Annotated in this window: 25 protein-coding genes and 1 pseudogene; 21 read left to right on the top strand and 5 right to left on the bottom strand. The window is 67.9% G+C overall.

Annotated elements, in window-relative coordinates:
* Positions 1-172 precede the first annotated feature (172 nt).
* The 8 genes and pseudogenes from ABZ827_RS16915 (at position 173) to ABZ827_RS16880 (ending at position 8,143) form a co-directional block, all read left to right on the top strand.
* Positions 173-1,132, top strand: a complete 960-nt coding sequence (locus tag ABZ827_RS16915) for a redox-sensing transcriptional repressor Rex (protein ID WP_357237687.1) — start codon at positions 173-175, stop codon at positions 1,130-1,132.
* Positions 1,129-2,556 (top strand): glutamyl-tRNA reductase, encoded by a 1,428-nt coding sequence (locus ABZ827_RS16910; protein WP_357237686.1) that lies wholly within the window; start codon positions 1,129-1,131, stop codon positions 2,554-2,556. Before ABZ827_RS16915 ends, ABZ827_RS16910 begins: the two co-directional genes overlap by 4 nt.
* The gene (hemC, locus tag ABZ827_RS16905; RefSeq protein ID WP_357237685.1) at positions 2,553-3,740 is read left to right on the top strand and encodes a hydroxymethylbilane synthase; all 1,188 of its coding nucleotides are present in this window, start codon (positions 2,553-2,555) and stop codon (positions 3,738-3,740) included. Before ABZ827_RS16910 ends, hemC begins: the two co-directional genes overlap by 4 nt.
* Positions 3,737-5,299 (top strand): bifunctional uroporphyrinogen-III C-methyltransferase/uroporphyrinogen-III synthase, encoded by a 1,563-nt coding sequence (locus ABZ827_RS16900; protein ID WP_357237684.1) that lies wholly within the window; start codon positions 3,737-3,739, stop codon positions 5,297-5,299. The genes hemC and ABZ827_RS16900 overlap by 4 nt, the downstream gene beginning before the upstream one ends.
* A 44-nt stretch (positions 5,300-5,343) precedes the next feature.
* A pseudogene (gene hemB / locus ABZ827_RS16895) lies at positions 5,344-6,315 on the top strand (porphobilinogen synthase); the annotation flags it as partial.
* A 77-nt stretch (positions 6,316-6,392) separates the two neighbouring features.
* Entirely contained in the window at positions 6,393-6,893 is a 501-nt protein-coding gene (locus ABZ827_RS16890) for a hypothetical protein (protein ID WP_357237683.1), read from the top strand.
* A 369-nt stretch (positions 6,894-7,262) separates the two neighbouring features.
* The gene (locus ABZ827_RS16885; RefSeq protein WP_357237682.1) at positions 7,263-7,772 is read left to right on the top strand and encodes a hypothetical protein; all 510 of its coding nucleotides are present in this window, start codon (positions 7,263-7,265) and stop codon (positions 7,770-7,772) included.
* A 122-nt stretch (positions 7,773-7,894) separates the two neighbouring features.
* Positions 7,895-8,143 (top strand): hypothetical protein, encoded by a 249-nt coding sequence (locus ABZ827_RS16880; protein WP_357237681.1) that lies wholly within the window; start codon positions 7,895-7,897, stop codon positions 8,141-8,143.
* A 22-nt stretch (positions 8,144-8,165) separates the two neighbouring features.
* Here ABZ827_RS16880 and ABZ827_RS16875 read toward each other — a convergent pair whose 3' ends face one another.
* Positions 8,166-8,558 (bottom strand): hypothetical protein, encoded by a 393-nt coding sequence (locus ABZ827_RS16875; protein WP_357237680.1) that lies wholly within the window; start codon positions 8,556-8,558, stop codon positions 8,166-8,168.
* A gap of 252 nt (positions 8,559-8,810) precedes the next feature.
* Here ABZ827_RS16875 and hemL point away from each other — a divergent pair, with 252 nt between their 5' ends.
* The 8 genes from hemL to ABZ827_RS16835 all read left to right on the top strand — a co-directional run bounded on the left by hemL (position 8,811) and on the right by ABZ827_RS16835 (position 15,768).
* Positions 8,811-10,136: a glutamate-1-semialdehyde 2,1-aminomutase gene (gene hemL / locus ABZ827_RS16870; RefSeq protein ID WP_357237733.1), complete on the top strand. Its 1,326-nt coding sequence runs from the start codon at positions 8,811-8,813 to the stop codon at positions 10,134-10,136.
* A 158-nt stretch (positions 10,137-10,294) separates the two neighbouring features.
* Positions 10,295-10,921 carry a histidine phosphatase family protein gene (locus tag ABZ827_RS16865; protein ID WP_357237732.1) on the top strand — a complete coding sequence of 209 codons (627 nt, stop codon included), beginning with the start codon at positions 10,295-10,297 and terminating at the stop codon, positions 10,919-10,921.
* Between the two features lie 13 nt (positions 10,922-10,934).
* Positions 10,935-11,561 carry a TlpA disulfide reductase family protein gene (locus ABZ827_RS16860; protein WP_357237679.1) on the top strand — a complete coding sequence of 209 codons (627 nt, stop codon included), beginning with the start codon at positions 10,935-10,937 and terminating at the stop codon, positions 11,559-11,561.
* Positions 11,558-11,812: a hypothetical protein gene (locus ABZ827_RS16855; RefSeq protein WP_357237678.1), complete on the top strand. Its 255-nt coding sequence runs from the start codon at positions 11,558-11,560 to the stop codon at positions 11,810-11,812. The genes ABZ827_RS16860 and ABZ827_RS16855 overlap by 4 nt, the downstream gene beginning before the upstream one ends.
* Positions 11,809-12,690 carry a cytochrome c biogenesis CcdA family protein gene (locus ABZ827_RS16850; RefSeq protein ID WP_357237677.1) on the top strand — a complete coding sequence of 294 codons (882 nt, stop codon included), beginning with the start codon at positions 11,809-11,811 and terminating at the stop codon, positions 12,688-12,690. Before ABZ827_RS16855 ends, ABZ827_RS16850 begins: the two co-directional genes overlap by 4 nt.
* Positions 12,687-14,303, top strand: coding sequence for a cytochrome c biogenesis protein ResB (locus tag ABZ827_RS16845; protein WP_357237676.1), 1,617 nt, complete (start codon positions 12,687-12,689; stop codon positions 14,301-14,303). The genes ABZ827_RS16850 and ABZ827_RS16845 overlap by 4 nt, the downstream gene beginning before the upstream one ends.
* A 91-nt stretch (positions 14,304-14,394) precedes the next feature.
* Positions 14,395-15,363, top strand: a complete 969-nt coding sequence (gene ccsB / locus ABZ827_RS16840) for a c-type cytochrome biogenesis protein CcsB (RefSeq protein ID WP_357237675.1) — start codon at positions 14,395-14,397, stop codon at positions 15,361-15,363.
* Between the two features lie 180 nt (positions 15,364-15,543).
* Positions 15,544-15,768: a hypothetical protein gene (locus ABZ827_RS16835; protein ID WP_357237674.1), complete on the top strand. Its 225-nt coding sequence runs from the start codon at positions 15,544-15,546 to the stop codon at positions 15,766-15,768.
* Positions 15,769-15,825: 57 nt separating this feature from the next.
* On the opposite strand, the gene ABZ827_RS16830 is transcribed toward ABZ827_RS16835, so the two are convergent.
* Together ABZ827_RS16830 and ABZ827_RS16825 are read right to left on the bottom strand one after the other, a co-directional pair.
* The gene (locus ABZ827_RS16830; RefSeq protein WP_357237673.1) at positions 15,826-16,026 is read right to left on the bottom strand and encodes a hypothetical protein; all 201 of its coding nucleotides are present in this window, start codon (positions 16,024-16,026) and stop codon (positions 15,826-15,828) included.
* A gap of 161 nt (positions 16,027-16,187) precedes the next feature.
* Positions 16,188-16,403: a BldC family transcriptional regulator gene (locus tag ABZ827_RS16825; protein ID WP_357237672.1), complete on the bottom strand. Its 216-nt coding sequence runs from the start codon at positions 16,401-16,403 to the stop codon at positions 16,188-16,190.
* Between the two features lie 159 nt (positions 16,404-16,562).
* Between ABZ827_RS16825 and ABZ827_RS16820 the strand changes: the two genes are divergently transcribed.
* Genes ABZ827_RS16820 through ABZ827_RS16810 form a run of 3 tightly spaced genes read left to right on the top strand, consistent with a single transcriptional unit; the run spans position 16,563 to position 21,679 of the window.
* Positions 16,563-17,105: a DUF4229 domain-containing protein gene (locus ABZ827_RS16820; RefSeq protein ID WP_357237671.1), complete on the top strand. Its 543-nt coding sequence runs from the start codon at positions 16,563-16,565 to the stop codon at positions 17,103-17,105.
* Positions 17,102-18,187, top strand: a complete 1,086-nt coding sequence (locus ABZ827_RS16815) for a PLP-dependent cysteine synthase family protein (protein ID WP_357237670.1) — start codon at positions 17,102-17,104, stop codon at positions 18,185-18,187. The genes ABZ827_RS16820 and ABZ827_RS16815 overlap by 4 nt, the downstream gene beginning before the upstream one ends.
* 51 nt (positions 18,188-18,238) lie before the next feature.
* Entirely contained in the window at positions 18,239-21,679 is a 3,441-nt protein-coding gene (locus tag ABZ827_RS16810; RefSeq protein ID WP_357237669.1) for a BTAD domain-containing putative transcriptional regulator, read from the top strand.
* On the opposite strand, the gene ABZ827_RS16805 is transcribed toward ABZ827_RS16810, so the two are convergent.
* Together ABZ827_RS16805 and ABZ827_RS16800 are read right to left on the bottom strand one after the other, a co-directional pair.
* Complete coding sequence (locus ABZ827_RS16805; protein WP_357237668.1) at positions 21,661-22,485, bottom strand: ABC transporter permease; 825 nt, start codon at positions 22,483-22,485, stop codon at positions 21,661-21,663. The genes ABZ827_RS16810 and ABZ827_RS16805 overlap by 19 nt on opposite strands.
* On the bottom strand, positions 22,482-23,465 hold the full coding sequence (locus tag ABZ827_RS16800) for an ATP-binding cassette domain-containing protein (protein ID WP_357237667.1): 984 nt from the start codon (positions 23,463-23,465) through the stop codon (positions 22,482-22,484). The genes ABZ827_RS16805 and ABZ827_RS16800 overlap by 4 nt, the downstream gene beginning before the upstream one ends.
* A gap of 106 nt (positions 23,466-23,571) precedes the next feature.
* On the opposite strand from ABZ827_RS16800, the gene ABZ827_RS16795 reads away from it, so the two are divergent.
* Both ABZ827_RS16795 and ABZ827_RS16790 read left to right on the top strand, forming a co-directional pair.
* A complete protein-coding gene (locus ABZ827_RS16795) occupies positions 23,572-23,793 on the top strand; it encodes a helix-turn-helix domain-containing protein (protein ID WP_357237666.1) in 222 nt (73 codons plus the stop codon).
* Positions 23,794-24,369, top strand: a complete 576-nt coding sequence (locus tag ABZ827_RS16790) for a Clp protease N-terminal domain-containing protein (protein ID WP_357237665.1) — start codon at positions 23,794-23,796, stop codon at positions 24,367-24,369.
* Positions 24,370-24,564 lie beyond the last annotated feature (195 nt).

Here is a 24,564-nt window from a genome sequence, read left to right as displayed (position 1 = left end):
GCATGGGTTCACAAGCAGTTACGGTGGTGGCACGCGAACCGCAGGCCGGGGCGAGTATCCGGCCGCCGGTAGCAGGTGAATCCAACCCGATATCCGACCCCCGGCGCGTGAATTATGGCGGAGGTCGCCGACCACCCGGGCCGTCTGGCGGTCCGGACGAGGAGCCGAGGACGTGACAGAGCAGCATGAGACGCGCGACGTCTCCGGCGATGCTCCCAACGTCACTACTCGGACACCGCAGAAGGACATCCCCCAGGCTACGGTGGCCCGCCTCGCCACCTATCTCCGGGTGCTCGCCCTGCTGACCGATGACGGTGTGGCCATCGTATCGAGTGAAGAGCTGGCTGTCGCGGCGGGTGTCAATTCGGCCAAACTGCGCAAGGATCTGTCCTTCCTGGGCCCCAACGGGGTTCGCGGCGTCGGCTACGACGTGGCCCGGTTACGGGCCCGGATCGAAGATGTTCTGGGCCTGTCCGGTGGACATCGGGTGATATTGGTCGGCGCGGGCAATCTGGGTCGCGCGCTGGTCGGGTATCGCGGATTCCGGCGCCGGGGTTTCGCCGTGGTGGGGATCTTCGACAACGACCCCGAACTGCTCGGCCGAGAGGTCGAGGGGCTGCGGGTGCGCGACGCCGCCGATCTGGCCGCCGGGGTCGAGCTGCTGCGCCCCACCATCGCGGTGATCGCGGTGCCCGACGACAGTGCGCAGCGGGTGTGCGACGACCTGGTCGCGGCCGGTGTGCAATCCATCCTGAGTTTCGCGCTGTGCCCTTTGACCGCGCCCGCGGGGGTCGAGCTACGGCGAGTGGATCTCGCGGTGGAGATGCAGATGCTCTCGTTCGAGCGGGTCCGCAACGCCGATTCCGACGAGCCCGCCGGTGCGGCGCGCAGCGCGGATGTGGCGGAGACCGCGCCCGGATCGGCGAATGAAACCGGTGGCGGCGGCGTTCTACCGAACAGTGCCGTACCGGCCGCCCGCCCCTTGAACGGCTCCGGCCGGATCGCCCGCCGGGGGCCTGCGCACCCGACGCCGGGCGCTGCCGGGCTGTCCCACTGCGCGGCACAGGTCGCCCAGACGACCTCGCATACGGCAACGGAGCCAACCAGCAAGGGATCGGTGGTCACACCATGAGCGTTCTTCTCGTCGGGATCTCCCATCGCAGCGCGCCTGTTGCGATGCTGGAGAAGGTGGCGATCACCGATGCCGATCGGCCCAAACTGATCGATCGCATGCTGGCCTCGAGTCATATTTCCGAAGCGATGATCGTCTCGACCTGCAACCGGGTGGAGATCTACGCGGTGGTCGACGCATTCCACGGCGGTCTCGCCGATGTCGGTGAACTGCTGACCGCCCACTCCGGTCTGCCGATGCCCGAACTGACTCGCCACGCCTACGTCCGCTACAGCGAGGCCGCCGCCGAGCACTTGTTCGCGGTCGCCAGCGGGCTCGATTCGATGGTTGTCGGCGAACAGCAGGTACTCAGCCAGATCCGCAGCGCCTACACCACCGCCGACGCCCAGCAGGCCGTCGGGCGTACCTTGCACGAGCTTTCCCAGCAGGCCCTCCGGGTCGGCAAGCGGGTGCACTCGGAGACCGGTATCGACCGCGCCGGCGCGTCGGTGGTGTCGGTGGCGCTGGACCGGGCGACTTCGGTACTCGGGCCGCTGGCCGGCCGGACGGCGGCGGTGATCGGCGCCGGTGCGATGGGCGGACTGGCGGTCGCGCATCTGTCGCGGGCCGGTATCGACCGGATCCTGGTGGTAAACCGCACGATCGAACGCGCCGAACGCTTGGCCGCGACCGCGGAGTCGCACGGTGTGGCGGCGCAGGCCTACGAACTCTCCCGGCTCACCGAGGCGCTGTCGGCGGCCGATGTGGTGATCACCTGTACGGGTGCGGTGGGTTCGGTGGTGACCCTCGCCGACGCGCACAACGCGCTCTCCGACCGGGAACGCCTCACCGGGCAGCCGCTGGTGTTCTGCGATCTCGGGCTACCGCGCGATGTCGATCACGCGGTAGCCGGGCTGCCCGGCGTCACAGTGATCGATATCGAAACTCTGCAGCATGATCCGGCCGCGGGCGCGGCAGCCGACGATACCGCCGCGGCCCGCGCGATCGTGGCCGACGAACTCGCCAAATATCTGGCCGGCCAGCGGATGGCCGAGGTCACGCCGACCGTCGCCGCGCTGCGGCAGCGTGCCGCTGAAGTGGTCGAGGCCGAACTGCTCCGGCTGGACTCCCGCCTGCCGGGTCTGGCCGACCCTGCCCGTGACGAGGTGGCCCGGACGGTGCGCCGGGTTGTGGACAAACTGCTGCACGCGCCGACGGTGCGGGTCAAGCAGTTGGCCACCACTCCGGGCGGCGACAGCTATGCGGAGGCCCTGCGCGAACTGTTCGAACTGAAACCCGGTGCGGCCCAGGCCGTGGCGGCGCCGATGGAGATCAGCCGTGCCGAACACAACGGTGCCGGCTGGATGGGTCTGGACGGCGAGGTGGCCCTCGCCGACGATTTCACCCCCGGCGGTGTCGACGACGAACAGGAGCAGTCGACATGACAATCCTGCACGGCGAAGGAGCGGTGCCGGCCGCCGAACCCGGGGCCGGTGGTGTGCCGGTATGGCGGATCGGTACGCGGGGCAGCCTGCTCGCTCGTACCCAGGCCGGTGATGTGCGGGACGCACTCATCGCGGCGGGGCGTCCCGCGGAACTCGTGGTGATCGAAACACCGGGCGATCTGTCCACCGAACCGGTCGAAGATATCGGTGTCGGAGTGTTCACCAGCGCGTTGCGCGCCGAACTGGCCGCCGGAAATATCGATATCGCGGTGCATTCGTACAAGGATCTGCCCACCGCCGGCGACGAACGTTTCGTTCTCGCCGCTGTGCCCGCGCGCCAGGATCCGCGTGACGCCCTGGTCGCCCGGGACGGCATGGTGCTGGGCGAACTACCCCCGGGCTCGGTGGTCGGTACATCCGCCCCGCGCCGGGTCGCGCAACTGCTCGCGCTGGGGCTGGGTCTCGATATCCAGCCGCTACGCGGCAACCTGGACACCCGGCTGCGCAAGGTCGCCGAGAAGGAGCTGGACGCGGTGGTCGTCGCCCGCGCCGGCCTCGCCCGGATCGGCCGGTTGGACGCCGTCACCGAAGCCCTGGAACCCGTGCAGATGCTGCCCGCCCCCGCCCAGGGGGCGCTGGCAGTGGAATGCCGGGCCGGGGATACAGAACTGATCGAGCTGCTGGCCGGCCTCGACGATCACGGCACCAGAACCGCCGTGACCGCCGAACGGGCCCTGCTCGCCGAACTCGAGGCGGGCTGCACGGCGCCCGTCGGAGCGATCGCCGAAATCGTCGAATCGTTGGACGACGACGGGCGCATCGTCGAGGAATTGTCGTTGCGCGGCTGTGCCGCCGCGTTCGACGGTTCCGATGTGATACGGGCCTCGACGGTGGGAGCACCGGCGCAGGCCGCGGAACTCGGCCGCGCATTGGCCCGCGAGCTGCTGGATCTGGGCGCCCGCGAGCTACTCGTCGCCGAACCCGGTACTGCGGCCGCACCGGCCGCGGTAGCCGATAACAACGCCACCCAGGTGGGAACGAGCACCACCGCCGCAGCGGAGTCGGGCGGCACCGCCGTCGCGGAGTCGAGCACCGCGACCGCGCACTCGGGCGGCACCGCCGCAGCGGGAACGAGCACCGCCACGGACTTCACCGAACCCAGTCCCATGGAGAACAACCGATGAGTCGAGCCAGCAAGAAGCATCCGGGGCGGATCCTGTTCGTAGGGTCGGGCCCGGGGGACCCGGCATTGCTGACCACCCGATCCCGCGAAGTGCTGTGCCGGGCCACCCTCGCGTTCACCGACCCCGACGTGGACGCCGGAGTACTCGCCCTGATCGGCGCCGACGTGGAAGCCGAACCCGACGGGGAGCGTCCCGTGGACGTCCGGCCCGCACTCGGAGATCCCGCCGAGGTCGCCAAAACCTTGATCGCCGAGGCCAAAGCCGGCCACGATGTGGTGCGCGTGGTCTCCGGTGACCCGCTCACCAGCGACGCGGTGATCGCCGAGGTCACCACGGTCACCCGGTCACATATTGTTTTCGAGGTGCTACCCGGTCTGCCCTCCGGATCGGCGGTGCCCAGCTACGCCGGTATCGCACTGGGCTCCGGGCATACCGAAGCCGATGTACGGGGCGAGGTCGATTGGCCGGCGCTGGCCGCCGCCCCCGGTCCGCTGGTACTGCACGCGACGTCCGGGCACCTGGCCGAAACGGCGAGCGCGCTGGTCGAACACGGTATGGCACCGCAGACCCCGGTCGCGGTCACGGTCCGCGGCACCACTCGCCAGCAGCGCACCATCGAGGCGACCCTGGCCACGTTGAACAGCGCTGCTTCCGAACTGGTCGGTCCGCTGGTCGTGACGATCGGCAAGGCGGTCGGGCAGCGGTCGAAGATGTCCTGGTGGGAATCCCGGGCGCTCTACGGCTGGACCGTCCTGGTGCCGCGCACCAAGGATCAGGCCGGGGAGATGAGCGAACGGCTGGTCACCCACGGTGCCATCCCGAAGGAAGTCCCGACCATCGCGGTCGAGCCGCCGCGCAGCCCCGCGCAGATGGAGCGTGCGGTCAAGGGTTTGGTCGACGGCCGGTACCAGTGGGTGGTGTTCACCTCCACCAACGCGGTACGCGCCGTCTGGGAGAAGTTCGCCGAATTCGGTCTCGACGCCCGGGCGTTCTCCGGTGTGAAGATCGCCTGCGTCGGTGAGGCCACCGCGGAGCGGGTCCGTTCGTTCGGTATCAACCCGGAACTGCTGCCCAGCGGGGAACAGTCCTCGCTCGGCCTGCTCGCCGACTTCCCGCCCTACGACGATGTCTTCGACCCGGTGAACCGGGTGCTGCTGCCGCGCGCCGATATCGCGACCGAAACCCTCGCGGAGGGGTTGCGCGAACGCGGCTGGGAGATCGACGACGTAACGGCCTACCGCACCGTGCGCGCTTCGCCGCCGCCCGCCGAAACCCGCGAGATGATCAAAACCGGCGGTTTCGACGCGGTTCTGTTCACGTCGAGCTCGACGGTCCGGAACCTGGTGGGTATCGCCGGCAAACCGCACGCCCGCACGATCGTGGCCTGCATCGGTCCGAAAACGGCGGAAACGGCGATCGAGTTCGGCCTGCGGGTCGACGTCCAGCCGGAGGTCGCGCAGGTCGGTCCACTGGTTGAGGCCCTGGCCGAACATGCCGCGAGGCTGCGCGCCGAGGGTCTGCTGCCCCCGCCCCGGAAAAAGAGCCGCCGCAGCCGCTGACCCGCGGCGCCGGAGCCGCTCGCATCAACCTAGACTCGACACCCATGAGCGGTATCGAGCGTCCGCGGCGGTTACGGCGTACGCGGGCCCTGCGGCGGCTGGTCGGCGAGACCAGTCTGGAGCCGCGGCACCTGGTTTTGCCGATGTTCGTCGCGGACGGGTTGTCCGAACCCCGGGAGATCGGTTCGATGCCGGGGGTGTTCCAGCATTCCCTGGATTCGCTGCGCAAGGCCGCGGTGGAGGCCGTCGAGGCAGGCGTCGGTGGGCTGATGTTGTTCGGGGTGCCGAAGGCCGAGGACAAGGATCCGGTGGGCAGCCAGGCCGCCGCGCCGGACGGCATACTCAATCGGGGGTTGCGGGCGCTGGCGGCCGAGGTCGGTGATGCGACCGTGGTGATGGCCGATACCTGTCTGGACGAATTCACCGATCACGGACATTGCGGGGTGCTCGACGCCGCGGGCGGGGTCGACAACGACGCCACGCTCATCCGTTATGTGGAGATGGCGCTGGCCCAGGCCGAGGCCGGGGCCGATCTGCTCGGCACCAGCGGAATGATGGACGGTCAGGTCGGGGCGATCCGGGACGCACTGGACGAGGACGGCCGGACCGATACCGCGATCCTGGCGTACGCGGCGAAATACGCTTCTGCCTTCTACGGCCCGTTCCGGGAGGCAGTGTCCTCGTCGCTGCGAGGTGACCGGCGTACCTACCAGCAGGATGCCGCCAATCGCCGGGAATCGATCCGAGAGCTGGAGCTGGATCTCGAGCAGGGCGCGGATATCGTCATGGTCAAACCGGCCATGGCGTATCTCGACATACTGCGCGATATCGCGGACCGTTCGCCGGTGCCCGTCGCCGCGTACCAGATTTCCGGGGAATATTCGATGATCACCGCGGCCGCCGAGCGAGGCTGGATCGACCGCCGTGAAGCGATACTCGAATCGCTGACCGGTATCCGCCGCGCGGGTGCGGATATCGTGCTCACCTACTGGGCGACAGAGGCCGCGCGCTGGCTGCGTTCGACGGGGACCGGCGCCGGCCCCGCGTCGCCGGGCTCCGCTGCCGCCTCCGGGTCCGAAACGCTCATGCCGTCGTGAACCCGCCCGCGGATGTTCTCACCGCGCGGCAGTTGTGGTGGGGCGTAATAGGTTTGAGTATCGTCCGGTTGTTCGTATCGCTGGCGGATACGCTACTGAACCGGCAGCGGTTCAGTACCGAGTTCCAGGAGCGGATGCAGACCGCGGGTACGAAGCTCGCGCCGGCGACGGTCGATCTACTGGTGACCCTGGGCGCTGTGCTCGGTGCCGTTTTCGGGTCGGTGATCGCCGCGTTGGGCGTGCTGGTCGTCCATCAGCTGGGCAAGGGGAAGCTGTGGGCGCGGACGCTGCTGACCTTCATCGGGATCTGGCTGGTGATCATGGGTGTGGCCAGCCTGTTCTCCATCGGAGCCGTGGCGGATATCTGGCCGCTCGTCTCGGGGGCGGCGTCGATCGTTCAGGCGGTATTGGCCGCGGGGGCGATCTACCTGTGCCAGCGGCCGGAATCCGCGCAGTGGTTCGTCCCGCGTCGTCCCGGTGACCCCGGAAAGTTGTGAAATTTCCCGACCGGCTTCCTGACCAGCGGATTGATACCGGCCACCGGTAGGCGGCGCATCCACATAACGAACGTGGAGTTTGTTCCGGATATTCCGCCATGTATGGTGAGGGCTGTCACAGACGACATGCGAACCGGTGGTCGCGGGTACCCCTCCAGTAGGACGAAATCCCGGGCCGGTTTTCCCGGGGATCGGAGGCAACGATGCGAGTGGTGATCCAGCAGCCACAGAGTATCCGGCGGGATATGCTCGTCTTGACTCTGTTGATTCTGTTCGGTGTCCTCACCGTCGCGGTATTGCTGATTCCCAGCATCGTCGGTTGATCCGAGTGGTTCCCGTTTCCGGCTCTCGTACGTATGCCTGAGCCGTATGCCTGAGCGAACCGATACCGCTGCCGAGACCGCGGCGGTGCTGTTCTCCGAACCGGGTGCCCGCTGGCGTGCGGTGGCGTACGGGCCGATCATCTGTTTGCTGCTACTGGGGGCGGAACTCGCGGCCGGCGTCACCCCGCACTGGTTCGCGCTGCTGTTCTGTGCGGTGTTGATCACCGGATTCGGAGTTCTGCAGGTGTACGCGGCGCGCACCCATGTGAGTGTGGAGCTGACCGGCGAGTATCTGCGCAACGGCGCGGAGACGACTCCGGTCCGGTCCATCGCGGCGGTACTTCCGGCCGATTCCGACGAGCCCTGGGAAGACGGCCGGGCTCTGGGGGAATTGACCGGCGTGCCCCGCCGGCGTACCGCGATCGGCCTGCGCAGGACCGACGGTGAACTGGTGCGCACATGGGCAAAGGATCACCGCGCGCTGCGCGCCACGTTGCAGGAAGCGATAGGCGCCCGGAATTCGGGTCCGGTGGACGACACAGCCCGCGACGATTGATTATCGGAGTCCGCACGGGCAGCATCGGGTGTTCACGGCGAGGCCCTGTCGCGTCGGCGTGCTGACCGATACACCGGACCCGGGATCATCCGGGGTTCCACTGTCGCGGACATAGGAGACCTGTGAACCGTTCGCTCGTCGTACCGGCTGTCGATATCGCGGTAGCTGTTGTCGCGCTCGGGTTCGCCGCGCTGTGCTGGGCACTCGGGGTGCAGACCACCGATCTCCCGGCGAGTGGCGACTACCCCGCCTACACCGCGACCCGGTACGTCGCGCCGTGGCTGTTCCTGGCGTCTGTGCTGGTGGCAGGTGCCGGGCTGGCGGTTATCGACGCGGCGGCGCGGTTCATCCGGCCGGACCGGCGGGATTGATCCGCCGCCGGCGGCCGGTGCGCTACCACTGCTGGTAGATATCGAACAACCGGCCGTGCGGGGCACCCGGAACGTGTGCGAACACGATGACCGAACCACCGTTGTCGACCGATTCCAGCATCACCTGACGGAGTGAGGCGTGCACGCCGCCCTGCTCGTCGCGGTAGAGGCGGGTTTCACTGTTCAGGCCCGCCCCGATCCGGGACGGCGGGACTATCTGATCTACCAGAGCCGGTACGGGACCCGCGGCCAGCGCCGCGGTTTCGGCCTGGTTCAGCACGAGACCGGCGCGTGCATTATCGGCATCCACGACCGGTTCGGCCGCTGCGGCTGTACCCGCTCCGAGGCCGCTGGCCAGGACGCCGCACGCGACCGAGATCACGGCCAGAGCCGCACCACTGATGGCAATTCGCAAAACGACCTCCCGGCCGGTGATTCACGTGGTTGATCCGACGGAACAGACAGTACGCACTATCGGCGAACGCCCGGTGTATTTGGGGCGGCAAGTGTCGAAGCCGTTTCGAGCCCGAACGGGCCCCGCGTGGTTATCCGGCGTGGCCGCCTCCGGGCCCGCCCCGCTCATACTGTCCGGCGGCGTGGATCACCTATGCGTACCCTGTCGTCGACCTCTCCGGAGGAGGCTGCCAAACTGGAGGCCGTGAGTTCTCTGCGCGTGGCCGGTACGGCGGTGCCGGCCTCCAGTCAGCTTTTCCAGCGAGCCGAAGCGGTTGTTCCCGGCGGGGTCAATTCCCCGGTGCGCGCCTTCGGTTCGGTGGGCGGCACGCCGAGGTTCATCGCGTCTGCCCGCGGCTGCCACCTGGTCGACGTGGACGGTAACGATTATGTCGACCTGGTGTGCTCGTGGGGTCCGATGATCCTCGGGCACGCGCATCCCGAGGTGGTCGAGGCTGTTCGGGCGGTCGCGGGGGACGGGTTGTCCTTCGGCGCGCCGACGGCGGCCGAGGTGGAACTGGCCGAATTGATCGTCGAGCGGGTCGCTCCGGTGCAGAAGGTCCGGCTGGTGAACTCCGGGACCGAGGCAACTATGAGCGCCGTGCGCCTGGCTCGCGGGTACACCGGGCGCACCAAGATCATCAAATTCGCCGGCTGCTATCACGGCCATGTCGATGCCCTGCTCGCCGAGGCGGGCTCGGGTGTCGCGACCTTCGCGTTGCCGACATCGCCCGGGGTCACCGGTGCACAGGCCGCGGATACGATCGTGCTGCCGTACAACGATCTGGCGGCCGTGCGCGCGGCGTTCGAGGAACATCCGGGCGAGATCGCCGCGGTCATCACCGAGGCTGCCGCCGGGAATATGGGCGCGGTCGCGCCGCTGCCCGATTTCAACGCCGGCTTGCGCCGGATCACCGCCGATAACGGCGCCCTGCTCATCATGGACGAGGTGATGACCGGGTTCCGGGTCAGCCGCGCGGGCTGGTACGGGATCGAATCGGTGGCGGCCGATCTGTACACCTACGGGAAGGTGATGAGCGGCGGACTGCCCGCCGCCGCGTTCGGCGGCCGGGCCGATGTGATGGACCGGCTCGCTCCGCTCGGCCCGGTCTACCAGGCCGGCACCCTCTCCGGTAACCCGGTGGCGGTGGCAGCGGGACTTGCCACGCTGCGTGCCGCCGACGATCAGGTGTACGCGGCTCTGGACCGTAACAGCGAACGGCTCGGCATCCTGATCACCGAGGCGCTCACCGGCGCGGGGGTTCCGCACCAGGTGCAGTTCGCGGGCAATATGGTGAGCGTGTTCTTCGCCGAAACTCCGGTACTCGATTACGCCGCCGCCAAAGCCAGCCAGACCTGGCGCTACCCCGCCTTCTTCCACGGGCTGCTGGACGGTGGCGTGTACGCCCCGGCCAGCGCTTTCGAGTCCTGGTTCGTCTCCGCGGCCCTCGACGACGACGCATTCGACCGGATCGCCGCCGCGCTGCCCACCGCCGCGGCGGCCGCCGCGAGCGCCGCACCCGAAGGATCACACTCGTGAGCCGGCCCGACTCCGAGCGCGCCGCCGCGCCGGACGCCCGCGCCGAAGCGGCGGATTCCGCCGATCACGCCGTATCCGCGGCGGCCGGTGACGATGCCGTCGCCGTCGGCCGGGTCGCCGCCGAACCGCCCACGTCGAATGCCGCCGACCCCGAACCCGTGGAAACCATCGTGCATGTGCTGCGCCACGGAGAGGTGCACAATCCGCGCGGCATCCTGTACGGCCGGCTGCCGGGTTTCGGCCTGTCCGTGGCAGGGCGTGCCCAGGCCGGCGCTGTCGCGCGCTCTCTGGCCGATCACGATATCGCCCTGGTCATCGCGTCCCCGCTGCAACGCGCGCAGGAGACCGCGGAGCCGATCGCGGGCCGGCACGGGATCACCGTGCGCACCGACGAGAACCTCATCGAAGCGGGGAACACCTTCGAGGGGCTGCGGGTATCGGTCGGTGACGGCGCATTGCGCAAACCCCGGCACTGGTGGAAGCTGCGCGATCCGTTCACTCCGTCGTGGGGTGAGCCGTACCTGCAGATCGCGCATCGCATGCTCGCCGCGGTGAACAAGGCGCGGGTGGAGTCGGCCGGCCACGAGGCGGTGCTGGTTTCACATCAACTCCCCGTGTGGACGCTGCGCCGATTCCTGCAGGGACAGCGCCTCTGGCACGATCCGCGCAGCCGCCAGTGTGGTCTGGCGTCGCTGACTTCACTGGTCTATCGCGGTGACACCCTGGTCGACATCGTCTACTCCGAGCCCGCGGGCGGTTCGGATCCCACGGTGCACGGCGCATGAGCGGGCCAGGTAGATGAGAAAGTTTGCCTCGGCATTCGGGGGCCGGCTGTTGCCGGCGCTCGCCGCGGTGCTGTGTCTTGTCGCGGTACCGGCCTGTTCGGCCGGTACCGATGCGGTGGCGACGGGCGGCGGCACCTTCGAATTCGTATCGCCCGGTGGGCAGACCGATATTTTCTACGATCCCCCGTCCACCCGCGGCACCATCGGGAAACTTTCCGGGCCCGATCTGATGTCCGACGACGATGAAACGGTCTCGGTGGACGATTTCCCTGGACAGGTGGTCGTCATCAATCTGTGGGGACAGTGGTGTGGCCCGTGCCGTGCCGAAGTGCCCGCGCTCGAGCAGGTCTACGAACAGACCAAGGATCTCGGGGTCGCTTTCCTCGGGATCAATGTCAAGGATTTCCAGCAGGACAAAGCTCGCGATTTCGTTATCGATAACCACGTCGGTTATCCGTCGATCTACGACCCGTCGATGCGCACATTGCTGGCGCTCGGTGGCAAATTCCCGACCAGCGTCGTCCCCACCACATTGGTGCTGGATCGGGACCATCGAGTGGCGGCGGTGTTCTTGCGCGCCTTACTCGCAGAGGATCTTATGCCGGTGGTGCAGCGCATCGCCGCGGAGGGAGCATCATGAGAAGTCTTCGGTCCCGAGGCGTACGCCGGTACGGGGCGACCCGTCCACCGCGCGGCGTACGTGCCGAGGTGCTGGTGAAATCGTCGCTGGGCTCATGGGAGCTACAGCCGGCGACCACCACCGCCGGTAGCGACCGGAAGGTTTCGAATTCGCGGCCGTCCGGCGCGCGCGGTTCTACCGCGCCGGGCGGACGTGCCGACGATCGGCGCGCGAACAACTCCGAGCCGGAACCGGAGCGTAATTCGCGTTGACGGTATCGGCAGGAGTGGGGGAGTCATTCCAGCAGACAGCGGCCACCGGTCCGCTGTTGCTGGCCCTCGGCGCCTGCCTTTTGGCCGGCCTCGTATCGTTCGCCTCGCCGTGCGTGGTGCCGTTGGTGCCGGGGTATCTGTCGTATCTGGCCGGCCTGGTCGGCGCGCAGTCGCCGCCGGTGACGGTCGAACAGGCTCGGCGCGGCCGCACTGTTCCGGCCGCCCGCGCAGGGACGGCGGTACTCACCGACACCGGTACGGAAGCGGAGGTGACCTCGCCGCCGGAGACCGGCCGATTGCGGGTCGCCGGCGCGGCCGGGTTGTTCGTCGCGGGTTTCACGGTGGTTTTCGTGCTGGCCACGGCCACCGTTTTCGGACTGATCCAAACTCTCAACGTCAATCGTGAACTGCTGCAGCGGCTGGGCGGTGTGGTCACCATCGTGATGGGTCTGGCGTTCATCGGCCTGATCCCAGCGCTGCAGCGTGATACCCGGATGGAGCCGCGCCGGCTCGCCGGAATCGCCGGTGCGCCGCTGCTCGGGGCCGTGTTCGCGCTGGGCTGGACGCCGTGCCTGGGCCCGACGCTGTCGGGAGTGATGGCGGTTGCGGCGGGGACCGAGGGCACCACCGCCGTGCGCGGGGTAGCGCTGATCGTGGCCTACTGCCTCGGTCTCGGGTTGCCGTTCGTGGTGCTGGCCTTCGGTTCGGCCAGTGCGTTGCGCGGGGTGGGCTGGCTGCGGCGTAACTCGCGGACCATTCAGGTGATCGGTGGAATTCTGCTCGTAGCGGTCGGTGTGGCCCTGGTGACCGGGGCATGGGACCTGTTCATCGGCTGGGTGCGCGACGGTTTCGTCGCCGAGGTGACGTTGCCGATATGACCGTGACCGACCATTCCGAGGCGACAGTCCGTCCGCCCCGGCAGTCTCCGTTGGGCCGTGCCTGGGCGTTTGTCCGCAACGGCTGGCGCGGGCTCACCAGTATGCGTACCGCGCTGGTATTGCTCTTCCTGCTGGCGCTGGCCGCGATTCCCGGGGCGCTGTTGCCGCAGCGGAGCCTGAACGAACAGAAGGTCGACAAATACATCGCCGACCGCCCTGTGCTCGGCCAGTGGATGGACCGCTTCGAGCTGTTCGACGTGTTCTCCAGCTTCTGGTTCACCGCGGTGTACGTTCTGCTGTTCATCTCGCTGGTGGGCTGCATTCTGCCGCGGACCGTGGACCATTACCGCGCGCTGCGGACCCCGCCGGTGCGGGTGCCGCGCAATCTGGCCCGGTTACCGCACCATCATCGCGTGGTCGTCGACGGGACCGTGGAGGAGATAACCGACCGGGCGCGGTCGCGGTTACGCCGCTGGCGCACCGAGGTTCGCCCCGGCGAGCACCCCGGTGAGATGACGCTGTCCGCGGAGAAGGGCTACATTCGCGAACTGGGTAATCTGGTTTTCCATCTCGCGCTGGTGGGATTGCTGGTGGCCATCGCGGTGGGCAAGCTGTTCGGCTACGAGGGCAATGTGATCGTGGTCGCAGACGGCGGCCCCGGCTTCTGCACCACTTCCCCGGCGGCTTTCGATTCGTTCCGTGCCGGGAACGTCAACGACGGCACCGGCATGACCCCGATGTGTGTGAAGGTGAAGAATTTCCGGGCCGACTATCTCGACAACGGTCAGGCCGAGATGTTCACCTCCGATATCTCATACCAGGCGGGCGCGGACCTGACCGAGAACACCTGGCGGGATACGACCATCCAGGTGAACCATCCGCTGCGGGTCGGCGGCGACCGGGTTTATCTGCAGGGCCACGGATACGCCCCGACGTTCACCGTCACCTTCCCGAACGGTGAGACCCGCACGGAGACGATGCAGTGGCAGCCCACCGATATGAGCACCTTCCTGTCCAGCGGTGTGCTGCGAATCGACCCGCCCGGCGGCATGTACTCCACCGATGCCGAGCGACGGCAGAATCAGATAGCGATCGAGGGCCTGTTCGCGCCGACCGCCGGTTTCCACGGGTCGTTGCTCACCTCCGTCTATCCCGGGATGACGGATCCGGCGGTGGCGGTGGATATCTATCGCGGGGATACGGGCTTGGACACCGGCCGGCCGCAGTCGATTTTCGCGCTGGACCAGGAGATGGTGCGGCAGGGACGGCTGGCCAAGGAGGCCCGGGTGAATCTGCGGCCCGGCGAGTCGACCACGCTGCCCAGCGGCGCCGAGGTCCGGTTCGACGGTGCGAAGGAATTCGCGAATATCCAGGTTTCGCACGATCCCGCACAGCAGTGGGTGCTGGTGAGCGCCGTGGTGATGATGGCCGGCCTGCTGGTCTCGCTGCTGGTTACCCGGAGGCGGGTCTGGCTGCGGGTGACCCCGGAGGGTACCGTAGACCAACGACGCGTCGTAGTAGAGATGGGTGGGCTGGCCCGCACCGATCAAGCCGGCTGGGGCGGGGAGTTCGACCGCCTGCGGCAGCGTTTGCTGGACGCGTCCGGCCGTTGAACGCGGGGCCAGTAGAAGAAAGCGTGCCCGGCCGCGTACGGCCGGCGCGGGTGTCCACCGGGCACCGCGGTACCGACACGGGAGAACAATGATGCCGATCGACGCCACTCTCGCCGGCTACAGCGACCTCGCCTTCAAATCGGCGATCGTCGTGTACGCGCTGGTGCTGGTGCTACTGATCGTGCAGTACGCGTCCGCGCGCACCCGGCAGGTGACCGAACGGGAGCTGGTTGCCGCGGGCGGAGTCAGCGCGGGTAGTGATATCCCGGGCAAGATCAGCGAAACGCCCCGCCCACCGCTGTCCGAGCGGCTCGGCAATATCGCGTTCTCGGTGCTCTTCGTCGCCGTCGGCCTGCATATCGCGTCGATCGTGCTGCGGGGCTTCTCGACCGGCCGTTTCCCCCTGGGCAATATGTACGAGTTCGTCTGCATGGCGACGGCGACCGCCGCGGTGGTGGGTCTCGTTTTCATGCGCGACCACCGCTATCGCGGGATGTGGGCCTTCCTGCTCGTACCGATGATGGTCCTGATGTTCCTCGCCGGGACGGTGCTCTACACCGATGCTGCCCCGGTGGTGCCCGCGTTGCGTTCGTTCTGGCTGCCGCTGCACGTCACCATCGTCAGTATCGGCAGCGGTGTTTTCCTGGTCTCGGGTGTCGCCAGCCTGCTGTTCCTCTACCGGCTGCGGCAGCCCGAGGGGTCGGAATCGGGCAATATTCTCGGCGCGATCGCGCGCCGGCTTCCGGATGCCCGCACCCTGGACCGGCTTGCCTACCGCACGACCATCATCGGGTTCCCGATCTTCGGCGCGGGCGTCATTCTCGGCGCGATCTGGGCCGAGGCGGCCTGGGGGCGGTTCTGGGGCTGGGACCCGAAAGAGACCTGCTCGTTCATCGCCTGGGTGCTCTATGCCGCGTATCTGCACGCGCGAGCGACCTCCGGCTGGCGGGACACGAAAGCCGCGTGGATCAATATCGCCGGATTCGTGGCTATGCTGTTCAACCTCTTCATCATCAATCTGGTCGTTTCGGGGTTGCACAGTTATTCGGGCCTGACCTGATTCCGACACGGCGTTCGCACTCGCTGATGATCGTTACTCGGCCGCAATGCTCAGTTGCTATTGTTTCGTTCGGGTAATAGCTGAACTGGATAAACCCCGGTAATCCTGCGGAAATCGGGTAACGGGTCATTTCCCCTCCCCACGTGGATAAAGCCACGTCGAACAGTGAGGAGAACGGTAGTGGATTCGGAGAATCTCAGTTCGGATACCGGTATCGACGCCGGTTGTTGTGCGTCCGAGACCGCGAATTCCGCGCTCATCTGTGGTCTCGAACCGGATTCCCTGGTCAGATTGGTGCGTACCGCGGTGGGACTGCCCGCCGAGGCACTGGACCGCTTGGCTGGGGTCGCCGATAAATTGCGTGCGGTCGAGGGTCTGCCGCAGGTCGACAGCACGGCCGACTAGGGCGAGGCGCCGGGCAATACGCGCCGCCCATCCGGTCGTAGCGTCAGTGCCCGGTAATCAGTGTTCGGTGGATTCCGGATCGCCGTCGGTATGTTTCTGCTGGTGCGAAATGCGCCAGAGGAAATCGGGATCGTCGTCCGGTCCGACTACACGCTTACGGGCCGGTCCCGGAGCGGATATGGGGCGTTCCGGGCCGAATGCTTTCCAGCACAGCACCGCGATCGCCACGATCACGATGAGGGCCAACACGTACATCACGTGGCTCACCTCCTCTATCGAGGTTAGCTCCCGGAGCTGACTGTGGGTGAACCCGCCGGTCTCCGGAAGCGAGTATCACAGCCAGGGGGTCTGTCTCGGTCGCGCAATCGTTGTGCGGCCGAGGTGTCCCGGGCGGCTCACTACGCCGTGCGAGTCCGGTATCAGGCGCCGCGCACGGTCGCTTCGGTGGTGAGTGATTCGAGCAGGCTCATCACCTCGGATTCCCGAAACCGGCGATGTCCGCCCGGGGTACGCAGGGAGCCGAGCCGTCCCGCATGTGCCCAGCGGGTAACTGTCTTGGGGTCTACGTGGAACAGGGCGGCAACCTGGCCGGGGGTCAGCAGGTTCTCCTGGGCCCCGACGGCAATCGCGGTCATGGCAAACCTTTCTGTTTCGTCACGTTTTCTCATCGGATTCCGACATAGTGGCACCGCGACCCCTGGGTGTTCGAACCACCTACTGTTGGTAAAGCGGAGGTAATGGACAAATCGGATGCGCCGGGCGGCGGGCGGCGGAGGTTCGCTTACGCTGGTCAGGTGAGCGAAGCGAACCCCTCCGAGGACCCGACCACCCCGTCCGGCACATCGCCGGGCCGACGGCTCGCCCGCAACCTGGCGCTCTACACCCTGGCCCGGCTGGTGCTGGTCGCGATACTCACCGCCGTGATCATGGCCGGTGCCTGGCTGGTATCCGTACAGGTGCCGCTGATCGTCGCCGTCCTCTTCGCCATCGTTATCGCCATGCCGCTCTCGCTCACACTCTTCAAGGGTCTGCGTGCGAAGGTGAACTCCGATATCGCCGCGGTCGATGAGCGCCGGCGGCAGGACAAGGCTCAACTGCGAGCCCGGCTGCGGGGGGATACGGCCGCGAGCGACCCCGGCGGCTCCGCAGCCGGTGGGTCGCGCGAAGCGGAGCCGGTCGAAGAAGGGGAATCCGGGCCGCAAGGAGGGGAGTCCGGGGATACCGGATCGCGTGATCCGGAGCCGGGCGACTCCGACCCGGATGGACCCGGCACCGCGGAACGATCGCAAGGGGAGGCGACTCCGAAGGAGCCGGGTGGTTCCGGCGGCACGGCGTGAGGTCGTGTACTCGCGGTAATCCGCGGGCCTGGGCCGATAACGCGGTCCGGCTCATCGATGCGGATGCGCAGCGCAGTGCCGACACCCATCTGCTGCGCTATCCACTTCCGGCGGAGTGGAATGTGCAGCTGTATCTCAAGGACGAATCGACCCATATCACCGGGAGCCTGAAACATCGGCTGGCCCGGTCGCTGTTCCTCTACGCGTTGTGCAACGGGTGGATCACCGAGGGCACCACGATCGTGGAGGCCTCGTCCGGATCGACGGCCGTGAGCGAGGCGTATTTCGCGCAACTGCTCGGCCTGGATTTCGTGGCCGTGGTTCCGGCGGGCACCTCCGCGCAGAAGATCGCCCTGATCGAAGCGCAGGGCGGGCGGTGCCACTACGTGGAGCGACCGCCGGATATGTACGCCGAGGCGGCGCGGCTGGCGGCCGAATGCGGTGGGCATTATCTGGATCAATTCACCAACGCCGAACGGGCCACCGATTGGCGGGGGAACAACAATATCGCCGAATCGATCTTCGACCAGCTCACGCTGGAAACCAATCCGGTACCGGAGTGGATCGTCGTCGGTGCCGGTACCGGCGGTACCAGTGCCACCATCGGCCGGTATCTGCGCTATCGCCGGTACGCGACGCGCCTGGCAGTGGTGGACCCGGACAATTCCGCGTTCTACGGCGCCTATGAGACCGGCAGCCGCGACTACACGACCGGTATGCCGTCACGGATCGAAGGGATCGGCCGGCCCCGGATGGAACCGTCCTTCGTACCGGAGGTGGTGGACCGGATGATCCAAGTGCCGGATCCGGCATCGATCGCGGCCGCGGGGTTCGCCGGCCGCGGTCTGGGCCGCCGAGTCGGTGGATCCACCGGCACCAACTTCTGGGGTGCGTGCGCGCTGATCGCGGAAATGCTGGCCGCCGGGCGCGGCGGCAGCGTCGTCACGCTGCTGTGCGATGGGGGTGAGCGGTATGCCGATACCTACTTCAGCGACGAATGGATCACCGGTCAGGGCTGGGACCTGTCATCACCCACCGCCGTCCTCGAGGAATTCCTCGCCACCGGCCGCTGGACCGGCTGACCCGGGCGACGCGGATCCCGATACCGGACGAACGCATACGATGACTCCGGTATGGATCTCGATCCGGGCCGCTCGGACGGCCGTGTTCCCGTGATTCCGGCACCGGCGGACGACCCGCTCGTGGTCACCCTGCTGGGCCGGATCGCCCTGCGCCGGAACGCCACGCTGGTGGCGTTACCGGGTACTCGCGCGCGGGCGCTGCTGGTGGCGCTCGCCCTGCGACCGGGTCGTACTCGCGGTGCCACGGCGCTGATCGAGGAGATATGGGGTGACGATCCGCCACGGGCTCCGGCGAACGCCCTGCACACCCAGATCTCCCGGCTGCGGGCGGCGTTACCCGACGGGGTGCTCGAGGCCGGGCCCGGCGGCTACCGGTTGGCGGTGCGCCGGGAGCAGGTCGATCTCACCGCGGTGGAAGTGCTTGTGCGGGAGGCCCGCACGTCACTCGAATCCGGTGCGGCCGGCGATGCGCAAATGGCGGTCGATCGGGCCCGTGCGCTGTGGTCCGGTGAGCCGGGAGCCGATCTGTCCCCGGGCCGTCTCGCCGACGAACTGGCTGCCGCGGCCGCGACGCAGGCCGAGGCACTCGACGATATCGAGCGGACGGCCCGGGAGGCGTCCGGCGACCTCGACGCGGCCATAGCCATAGCTCGCCGTCAGGTGCGTGCCCGTCCCCGGGACGAAACCCGGGCCCGGACCCTGATGCGGCTGCTCGCGACCGCCGGGCGCGACAGCGAGGCGCTCGATGTTTTCGCGGCTCTGCGCGCGAGGCTCGGCGCCGAACTGGGGACCGACCCTGGTGCCGCGATCACCGAGTTGAACACCGCGATACTCCGGGGCCGGTTCACGCCGCGTCCCACTCCGGCCACGCCGGATCCCGGTACCGCTTCCGCGCTGCCCTCGGCGGTCGGTGTGCGGGCCGCGCCCAATGCGCTGCTCGGACGCGACGAGGATCTCACCGAACTCGCCCGGCTGCTCCGGGTTTCGCGAGTCACCACCGTGCTGGGGCCCGGGGGCACCGGAAAGACGAGGGTCGCCAATGCGCTCGCCGTGCGAGTGGCCGGCGCCCAGCCGGTCGTACTGGTGGAACTGGCCTCGGTGCGGCCCGGTGGCGTGGCGGCGGAGGCAGTTGTCGATATCGAGGCGTCGATCGCCGCGACGATGGGACTCGGTGAGGTCAGGAGGGAGCGTGGGCTGGCACAACCGGGCTCGCCCCCGGATACCGGGCGCCGGTTACGTGACGCGCTCTCGGCCCGCCCGATGCTGCTCGTGCTGGACAATTGCGAGCATCTGATCGATGCCGCGGCGGCGGTGGTGGCCGATCTGGTGGGTGACTGTCCGCAGTTGACGGTACTCACCACCAGCCGGGCGCCGCTGGCGATCACCGCTGAGACGGTGTACTCGCTGGCGCCGCTGGCGATCGACCCCGCCGGATCGCCCGCGACAGACCTGTTCACGGCGCGGGCGCGGGCGGTACGACCGTCGGTCCGGCTCGATATGGAGGTCGTGGCCCGGCTCTGCCGGACCCTGGACGGGCTACCGCTGGCGATCGAACTGGCCGCCGCCCGGGTGCGCACCATGAGCGTGGAGGATATCGAGCAGCGGCTGGACCAGCGTTTCGCGCTGTTGCGCACCGGCGACCGGACCTCGCCGCAGCGGCATCGCACCCTGCACGCGGTGATCGCCTGGAGCTGGAACCTGCTCGAACCCGCCGAGCAGATCACCCTGCGCCGGATGTGCCGGTTCCCGGCGGGTTTCGGTCTCGCGGCGGCCGAGACGGTGGCGGGTGGACCCGAGGTCACCGATATCGCGGCGGCGGTGGACGGATTGGTGAGCCAGTCCTTGCTCACGGTGGTGGAGGACGAGAACGCCGATCCCGGGGCCGGGCTGGGGGTGCGCTACCGGATGCTGGAAACGGTCCGCGAATTCGGTGAACAGGAACTGGCCGCGGTGGATACCGGGCCGGGATCCGAGATCGATCTGGTGGAGTCGCGGATGGCCCGCTGGGGGCGGGAATTCGCGGTCCGGATGGCGGAGCGATACCGCGCCGGCGACCAGCTGGGACCAGCCCTGACCACGGCGGAGGAGCTGGACAATCTCGCGGCCGTGCTACGCCGGGCCGACGCGTGCGGAGACCGGGACACCATGTACGCGGTGTTCCCCGTGGCGGCGATGCGGTGGGTGGTGCACGGCGCGAATATGGAGCTCTTGGGCTGGCTTCCCCGGCTGATCGCGCTGGCGCCGCCGCCGCGGAGCCACGGGGTATACGCCGATCTGGAAATGCTCGTACATTCCCTGATCGCGCTGCATCTCGCGTTCATGACCCGCAGCATGCGCGAGCTCGCCGTGGTGCGGATCCGGGCCCGCGCGCTGCTGCGCGGCGATACGGGAATGAGCGAACCGTTCCGGTTCATGGGACTGCTGATGTCCTGTCCGCCCGACGCGATCCGGCTCGCCCGGTTACTGGCCCGCGGTGCGCGCTCGCCGGACCGGCTGACCCGATGCATCGCTTTGCTGGCCCGGGCGAATATCTGGGAGAACATGGGCCGGATACACGGGTCCAGCCGGGATGCCGTGGTTGCCGTGAGGTACCTCACCGATGGCGAGGTGTGGAGCCGGGCGATGCTGGCTCAGCATCTCGGCTCGCTGGCCGGCCAGACCGCGCGATACCGCGAATCGGTAGGGCATTACGAAGAGTCGGCCGAATTACTGGGCCGGATACGAGCCTACGAGGAAAGCCTGGAGGTGCACTCCTATCTGGCAGTATCGCTGGCCGCGAGCGGCGACCCGGCCCGAGCCCGGCGCGAACTGGACACCGCTCTCGGACTTTCCGGATCCGGTACGGCGAGAACGGAATTGATCGATGATCCCGGTATCAGCCGCAATCATCGGCTGGCGATGGTCGCCGCGGGAGTAGCCGGAATCGAGCTCGCCGAGGGCGATATCGAGGCGGGGCTGGGACACTTCCGGCGTGCGCTGGAACTGCAGGGCTGGCCCGGTCTCGCCCTGGAGGCGGGACCGGGCACGCTCCTGATGGGTTCCGCGACGCTGGACGCGCATGTGCTGTTCGAGCGCACCGAAGTGGTCGCTGCGCTGCTGCCCGAACTCATCGAGGTCACGCGGAGCCGGCTGAGCTACGTGCTGGATCTACCGCAGCTCGGTACGGCGGCCTGCGCGCTCGGCTCGGGCCTGCTGGCGCTGGACGAGCAGCCGGCGACCGGGGTCGAGTTGCTGGCGCTGGCTTCGGTGGTTTCACCGCGGCAGGACTATCCGGTGATGCAGTGGGAGCGCCATCACGATTTGTGGCGCGAACGGGTCGGGCCCGACTACTTCGGGGCGGCCGTGGCCGCCGCAAGTAGGTTGCGCCGCGAGGCGGCGGGTGAGCGGATAGTGGAGGTGGTCCGGGAATTGAACGTGCGAACGCCGGATCCGTTCGCGCGGCGCACTACCGAGCGAACGGATCCGGCGGATATTCACGCCCGGCGCATATAGGCCCGGACGGTCAGCGGCGCGAAGACCGCGACGATCACCGCGGCACCCACCAGCGACCAGACCACATGCATGCCGACGTGCCCGGTGTTCATCAGTTCCCGGCAGGCCCACACCAGATGCGAGACCGGATTGACATCGATGAACGCCTGCAGCCAGCCGGGCATCGTCTCCTTCGGGACGAAGGCCGGGGAGGCGAAGGTCAGCGGGAACATGACCAGCATCGAATAGCCCTGCACCGCGGAGGCCTTGTTCGCGATAACACCGAAGAACGCCCAGATCCAGCTGGTGGCGAACGAGCAGACGACGACCAGCGCGACGGCCCCCACGACACCCGCGGCATTCGGCCGCAAGCCCATGAGCAGGCCCATCACCACGGTCAGCACCGAGGCGATACCGTAGCGGACCATATCGGCGGTGAGCGCGCCGGACAGTGCCGAGATCCGGGCTATGGGCAGGGATTTGAACCGGTCGAAAACTCCTTTCTCCATATCCTCTTTCAGCTGGACTCCGGTGACCACCGAGGTCATCACCACGGTTTGCACCAGAATGCCCGGGATGATCACCGGCAGATAGCTCTGTACGTCGCCGGAGATGGCGCCGCCGAAGATATAGGTGAACATCAGGGTGAAGATCACCGGCTGGATCACGACGTCGAACAATTGCTCGGGATTGTGTTTGATTTTCAGCAGGCCGCGATAGGCCATGGTCAAGGTGTTGTCCACGGTCCGGCGCAGGCCGATCCGGGCTGCCGGTAGCGGCAGTGCGGGTGCCGGCGCGGTCTGTGGTTCTACGAGGGTGGTGGTCATGCCGCCGTCCGTTCGGTATCGGTATCGGCCGGGTGGCCGGTGAGTGTGAGGAAGACTTCGTCGAGGCTGGGCTTGGTCACGGTGATCTCGTCCACCGCGATGCGCTGTTCGCGCAACCTGACCAGCAGTTCGGTGGTGTCGTTCGGGTCCGGCAGGGCCGCGGTGAGCCGCCCGGCCTCCGGTGTGGTCTGCGGTTCGGTGCCCAGGACCTCACCGATGATCCGGCGCGCGGATTCGAGCTGGGACCGCTGGGCCAGCGTCAGCTGCAATGACGAACCGCCGATCGACGATTTGAGTTCGTCGGCGGTGCCGTCGGCGATCACCCGGCCGTGGTCGATCACCGCGATCCGGTCGGCCAGTTGATCGGCCTCGTCGAGATACTGGGTCGTGAGCAGCACCGTGGTACCGCCGCGCACCAGTTTGCGGATGGTTTCCCACATCTGGGCGCGGGTGCGTGGATCCAATCCGGTGGTGGGTTCGTCGAGGAACAGCAGCGGGGGTGTGGCGATGAGGCCCGCCGCCAGATCCAGCCGCCGGCGCATACCGCCGGAGAAGTTCTTCAGCGGTTTGGCGGCGGCCTCGGTGAGCCCGAACTCCTCCAGTAGCTCGGCGGTGCGGCGCCGGGCCGCGGACCGGCTCAGCCCGAGCAGCCGGGAGAAGATCGTCAGGTTCTCGGTGGCTGTCAGATCCTCGTCCACCGAGGCGTACTGGCCCGTCACGCCGATGAGCGAGCGGACGGTGGAGGGCTCGCGGACCACATCGTGGCCGAAGACGCGGGCGTTCCCGCCGTCGGGCCCCAGCAGGGTGGCGAGCATACGGATGGTGGTGGTCTTCCCGGCGCCGTTCGGCCCGAGGACGCCGTAGACGGAGCCCTGCGGTACCGCCAGGCTCACCCCGTCGACGGCGCGCTGGGTGCCGAACACCTTGACCAGGTCGGTCGCCTCGATGGCGAGCGTCGCCGCTGATACGTGATTCGTCATAGGTCCTACGGTCGCCTGCCTGTCTTGCACGGCTCTTGCACCGCGATTGCGGCACCTTTCGTCAATTTTTGTTGACAAGCTGGCCGACGTCAATCAAAATTGACGAATGACGGAAGCAACCACACTCGCCGCGGCAGCGGGCAGCCCGGACCCCGCCGTGGGTCTACGGGCAGTGCTGGCGCTGCGCCGGCTGCTCGACCGGCTGGAGTCGATCCAGGTGGGCAACGCGCGGAACCAGGGCTGGTCCTGGCAAGCCATCGCCGACGCACTCGAGGTCAGCAAGCAGGCGGTGCATCAGAAATACAACCGGAAGGGCAGGGACCGATAGATGTTCGAGAGATTCACCAAGAGCGCCAGGTCGGTGGTCGTCACCGCACAAGAACAGGCGCGCGAACTGCGGTCGCCGGAAATCCGGGTCGAGCACCTGCTGCTCGGACTGCTGGACGAGGCAGAACCCGAGCTGCGCACTCTGCTGGAACAGCACGGAGTCACCCTCGATTCGGTGCTACGCGACCTCACCGCGGCAGCCCGCGACGAGCCACTCGGCCCGGAGGATGCCGAAGCCCTGCGCTCCATCGGGATCGACCTCGACGCCGTACGCGAAAGTCTGGACGCGAGTTTCGGTGCGGACGCACTCGATCGCGCGCCGGCTCCGGAAGATTCGCGGCCCCAAGGCCGCCGCTATCGGCTGGGCCATATCCCATTCAGCCGGGAATCCAAGAAAATCGTGGAACTCTCCCTCCGGGAAGCGGTGGCACGCAAGGAAAGGACCATCGAAACCGGCCACATCCTCCTCGCAATCGTCCGCGCCCCCAACCAGACCACCACCGACCTCCTCGGCGGCCCCACCGCCCTCACCCGCCTCCGCCCCCAGGTCCACGCCCTCCTAGACCATGCCGCCTGACCCAACCTTCCCGGGCGGGGCCCGCCCGGTTCTGGAGCGACCAGAGCGAAGGAGCGCAGCGACTGAGCGCCGGAAGTGAAGAACCGGGTTAATAGGGCCCCGCCCTCGAGCCGCGGAGCGGCTCCAAAAACACAGCCCGCCCCTTCGCGGCTGGTTTACCTCGAGATCGGGGTCGGCTGGTCTGCTTCGGGACCG

Origin of the sequence: Nocardia sp. NPDC019395 (assembly GCF_040632335.1) — a bacterium.
Classification (GTDB): domain Bacteria; phylum Actinomycetota; class Actinomycetes; order Mycobacteriales; family Mycobacteriaceae; genus Nocardia.
This window is presented reverse-complemented; position numbering and strand designations above follow the sequence as displayed.

Excerpts from the sequence above, each read along its gene's own strand:
- ABZ827_RS16910 (WP_357237686.1), top strand. The coding sequence starts at position 1,129 with ATGAGCGTTCTTCTCGTCGGGATCTCCCATCGCAGCGCGCCTGTTGCG.
- hemC (WP_357237685.1), top strand. The coding sequence starts at position 2,553 with ATGACAATCCTGCACGGCGAAGGAGCGGTGCCGGCCGCCGAACCCGGG.
- ABZ827_RS16900 (WP_357237684.1), top strand. The coding sequence starts at position 3,737 with ATGAGTCGAGCCAGCAAGAAGCATCCGGGGCGGATCCTGTTCGTAGGG.
- ABZ827_RS16885 (WP_357237682.1), top strand. The coding sequence starts at position 7,263 with ATGCCTGAGCGAACCGATACCGCTGCCGAGACCGCGGCGGTGCTGTTC.
- ABZ827_RS16860 (WP_357237679.1), top strand. The coding sequence starts at position 10,935 with ATGAGAAAGTTTGCCTCGGCATTCGGGGGCCGGCTGTTGCCGGCGCTC.
- ABZ827_RS16855 (WP_357237678.1), top strand. The coding sequence starts at position 11,558 with ATGAGAAGTCTTCGGTCCCGAGGCGTACGCCGGTACGGGGCGACCCGT.
- ABZ827_RS16845 (WP_357237676.1), top strand. The coding sequence starts at position 12,687 with ATGACCGTGACCGACCATTCCGAGGCGACAGTCCGTCCGCCCCGGCAG.
- ccsB (WP_357237675.1), top strand. The coding sequence starts at position 14,395 with ATGCCGATCGACGCCACTCTCGCCGGCTACAGCGACCTCGCCTTCAAA.
- ABZ827_RS16825 (WP_357237672.1), bottom strand. The coding sequence starts at position 16,403 with ATGACCGCGATTGCCGTCGGGGCCCAGGAGAACCTGCTGACCCCCGGC.
- ABZ827_RS16810 (WP_357237669.1), top strand. The coding sequence starts at position 18,239 with ATGGATCTCGATCCGGGCCGCTCGGACGGCCGTGTTCCCGTGATTCCG.
- ABZ827_RS16805 (WP_357237668.1), bottom strand. The coding sequence starts at position 22,485 with ATGACCACCACCCTCGTAGAACCACAGACCGCGCCGGCACCCGCACTG.
- ABZ827_RS16800 (WP_357237667.1), bottom strand. The coding sequence starts at position 23,465 with ATGACGAATCACGTATCAGCGGCGACGCTCGCCATCGAGGCGACCGAC.
- ABZ827_RS16795 (WP_357237666.1), top strand. The coding sequence starts at position 23,572 with ATGACGGAAGCAACCACACTCGCCGCGGCAGCGGGCAGCCCGGACCCC.
- ABZ827_RS16790 (WP_357237665.1), top strand. The coding sequence starts at position 23,794 with ATGTTCGAGAGATTCACCAAGAGCGCCAGGTCGGTGGTCGTCACCGCA.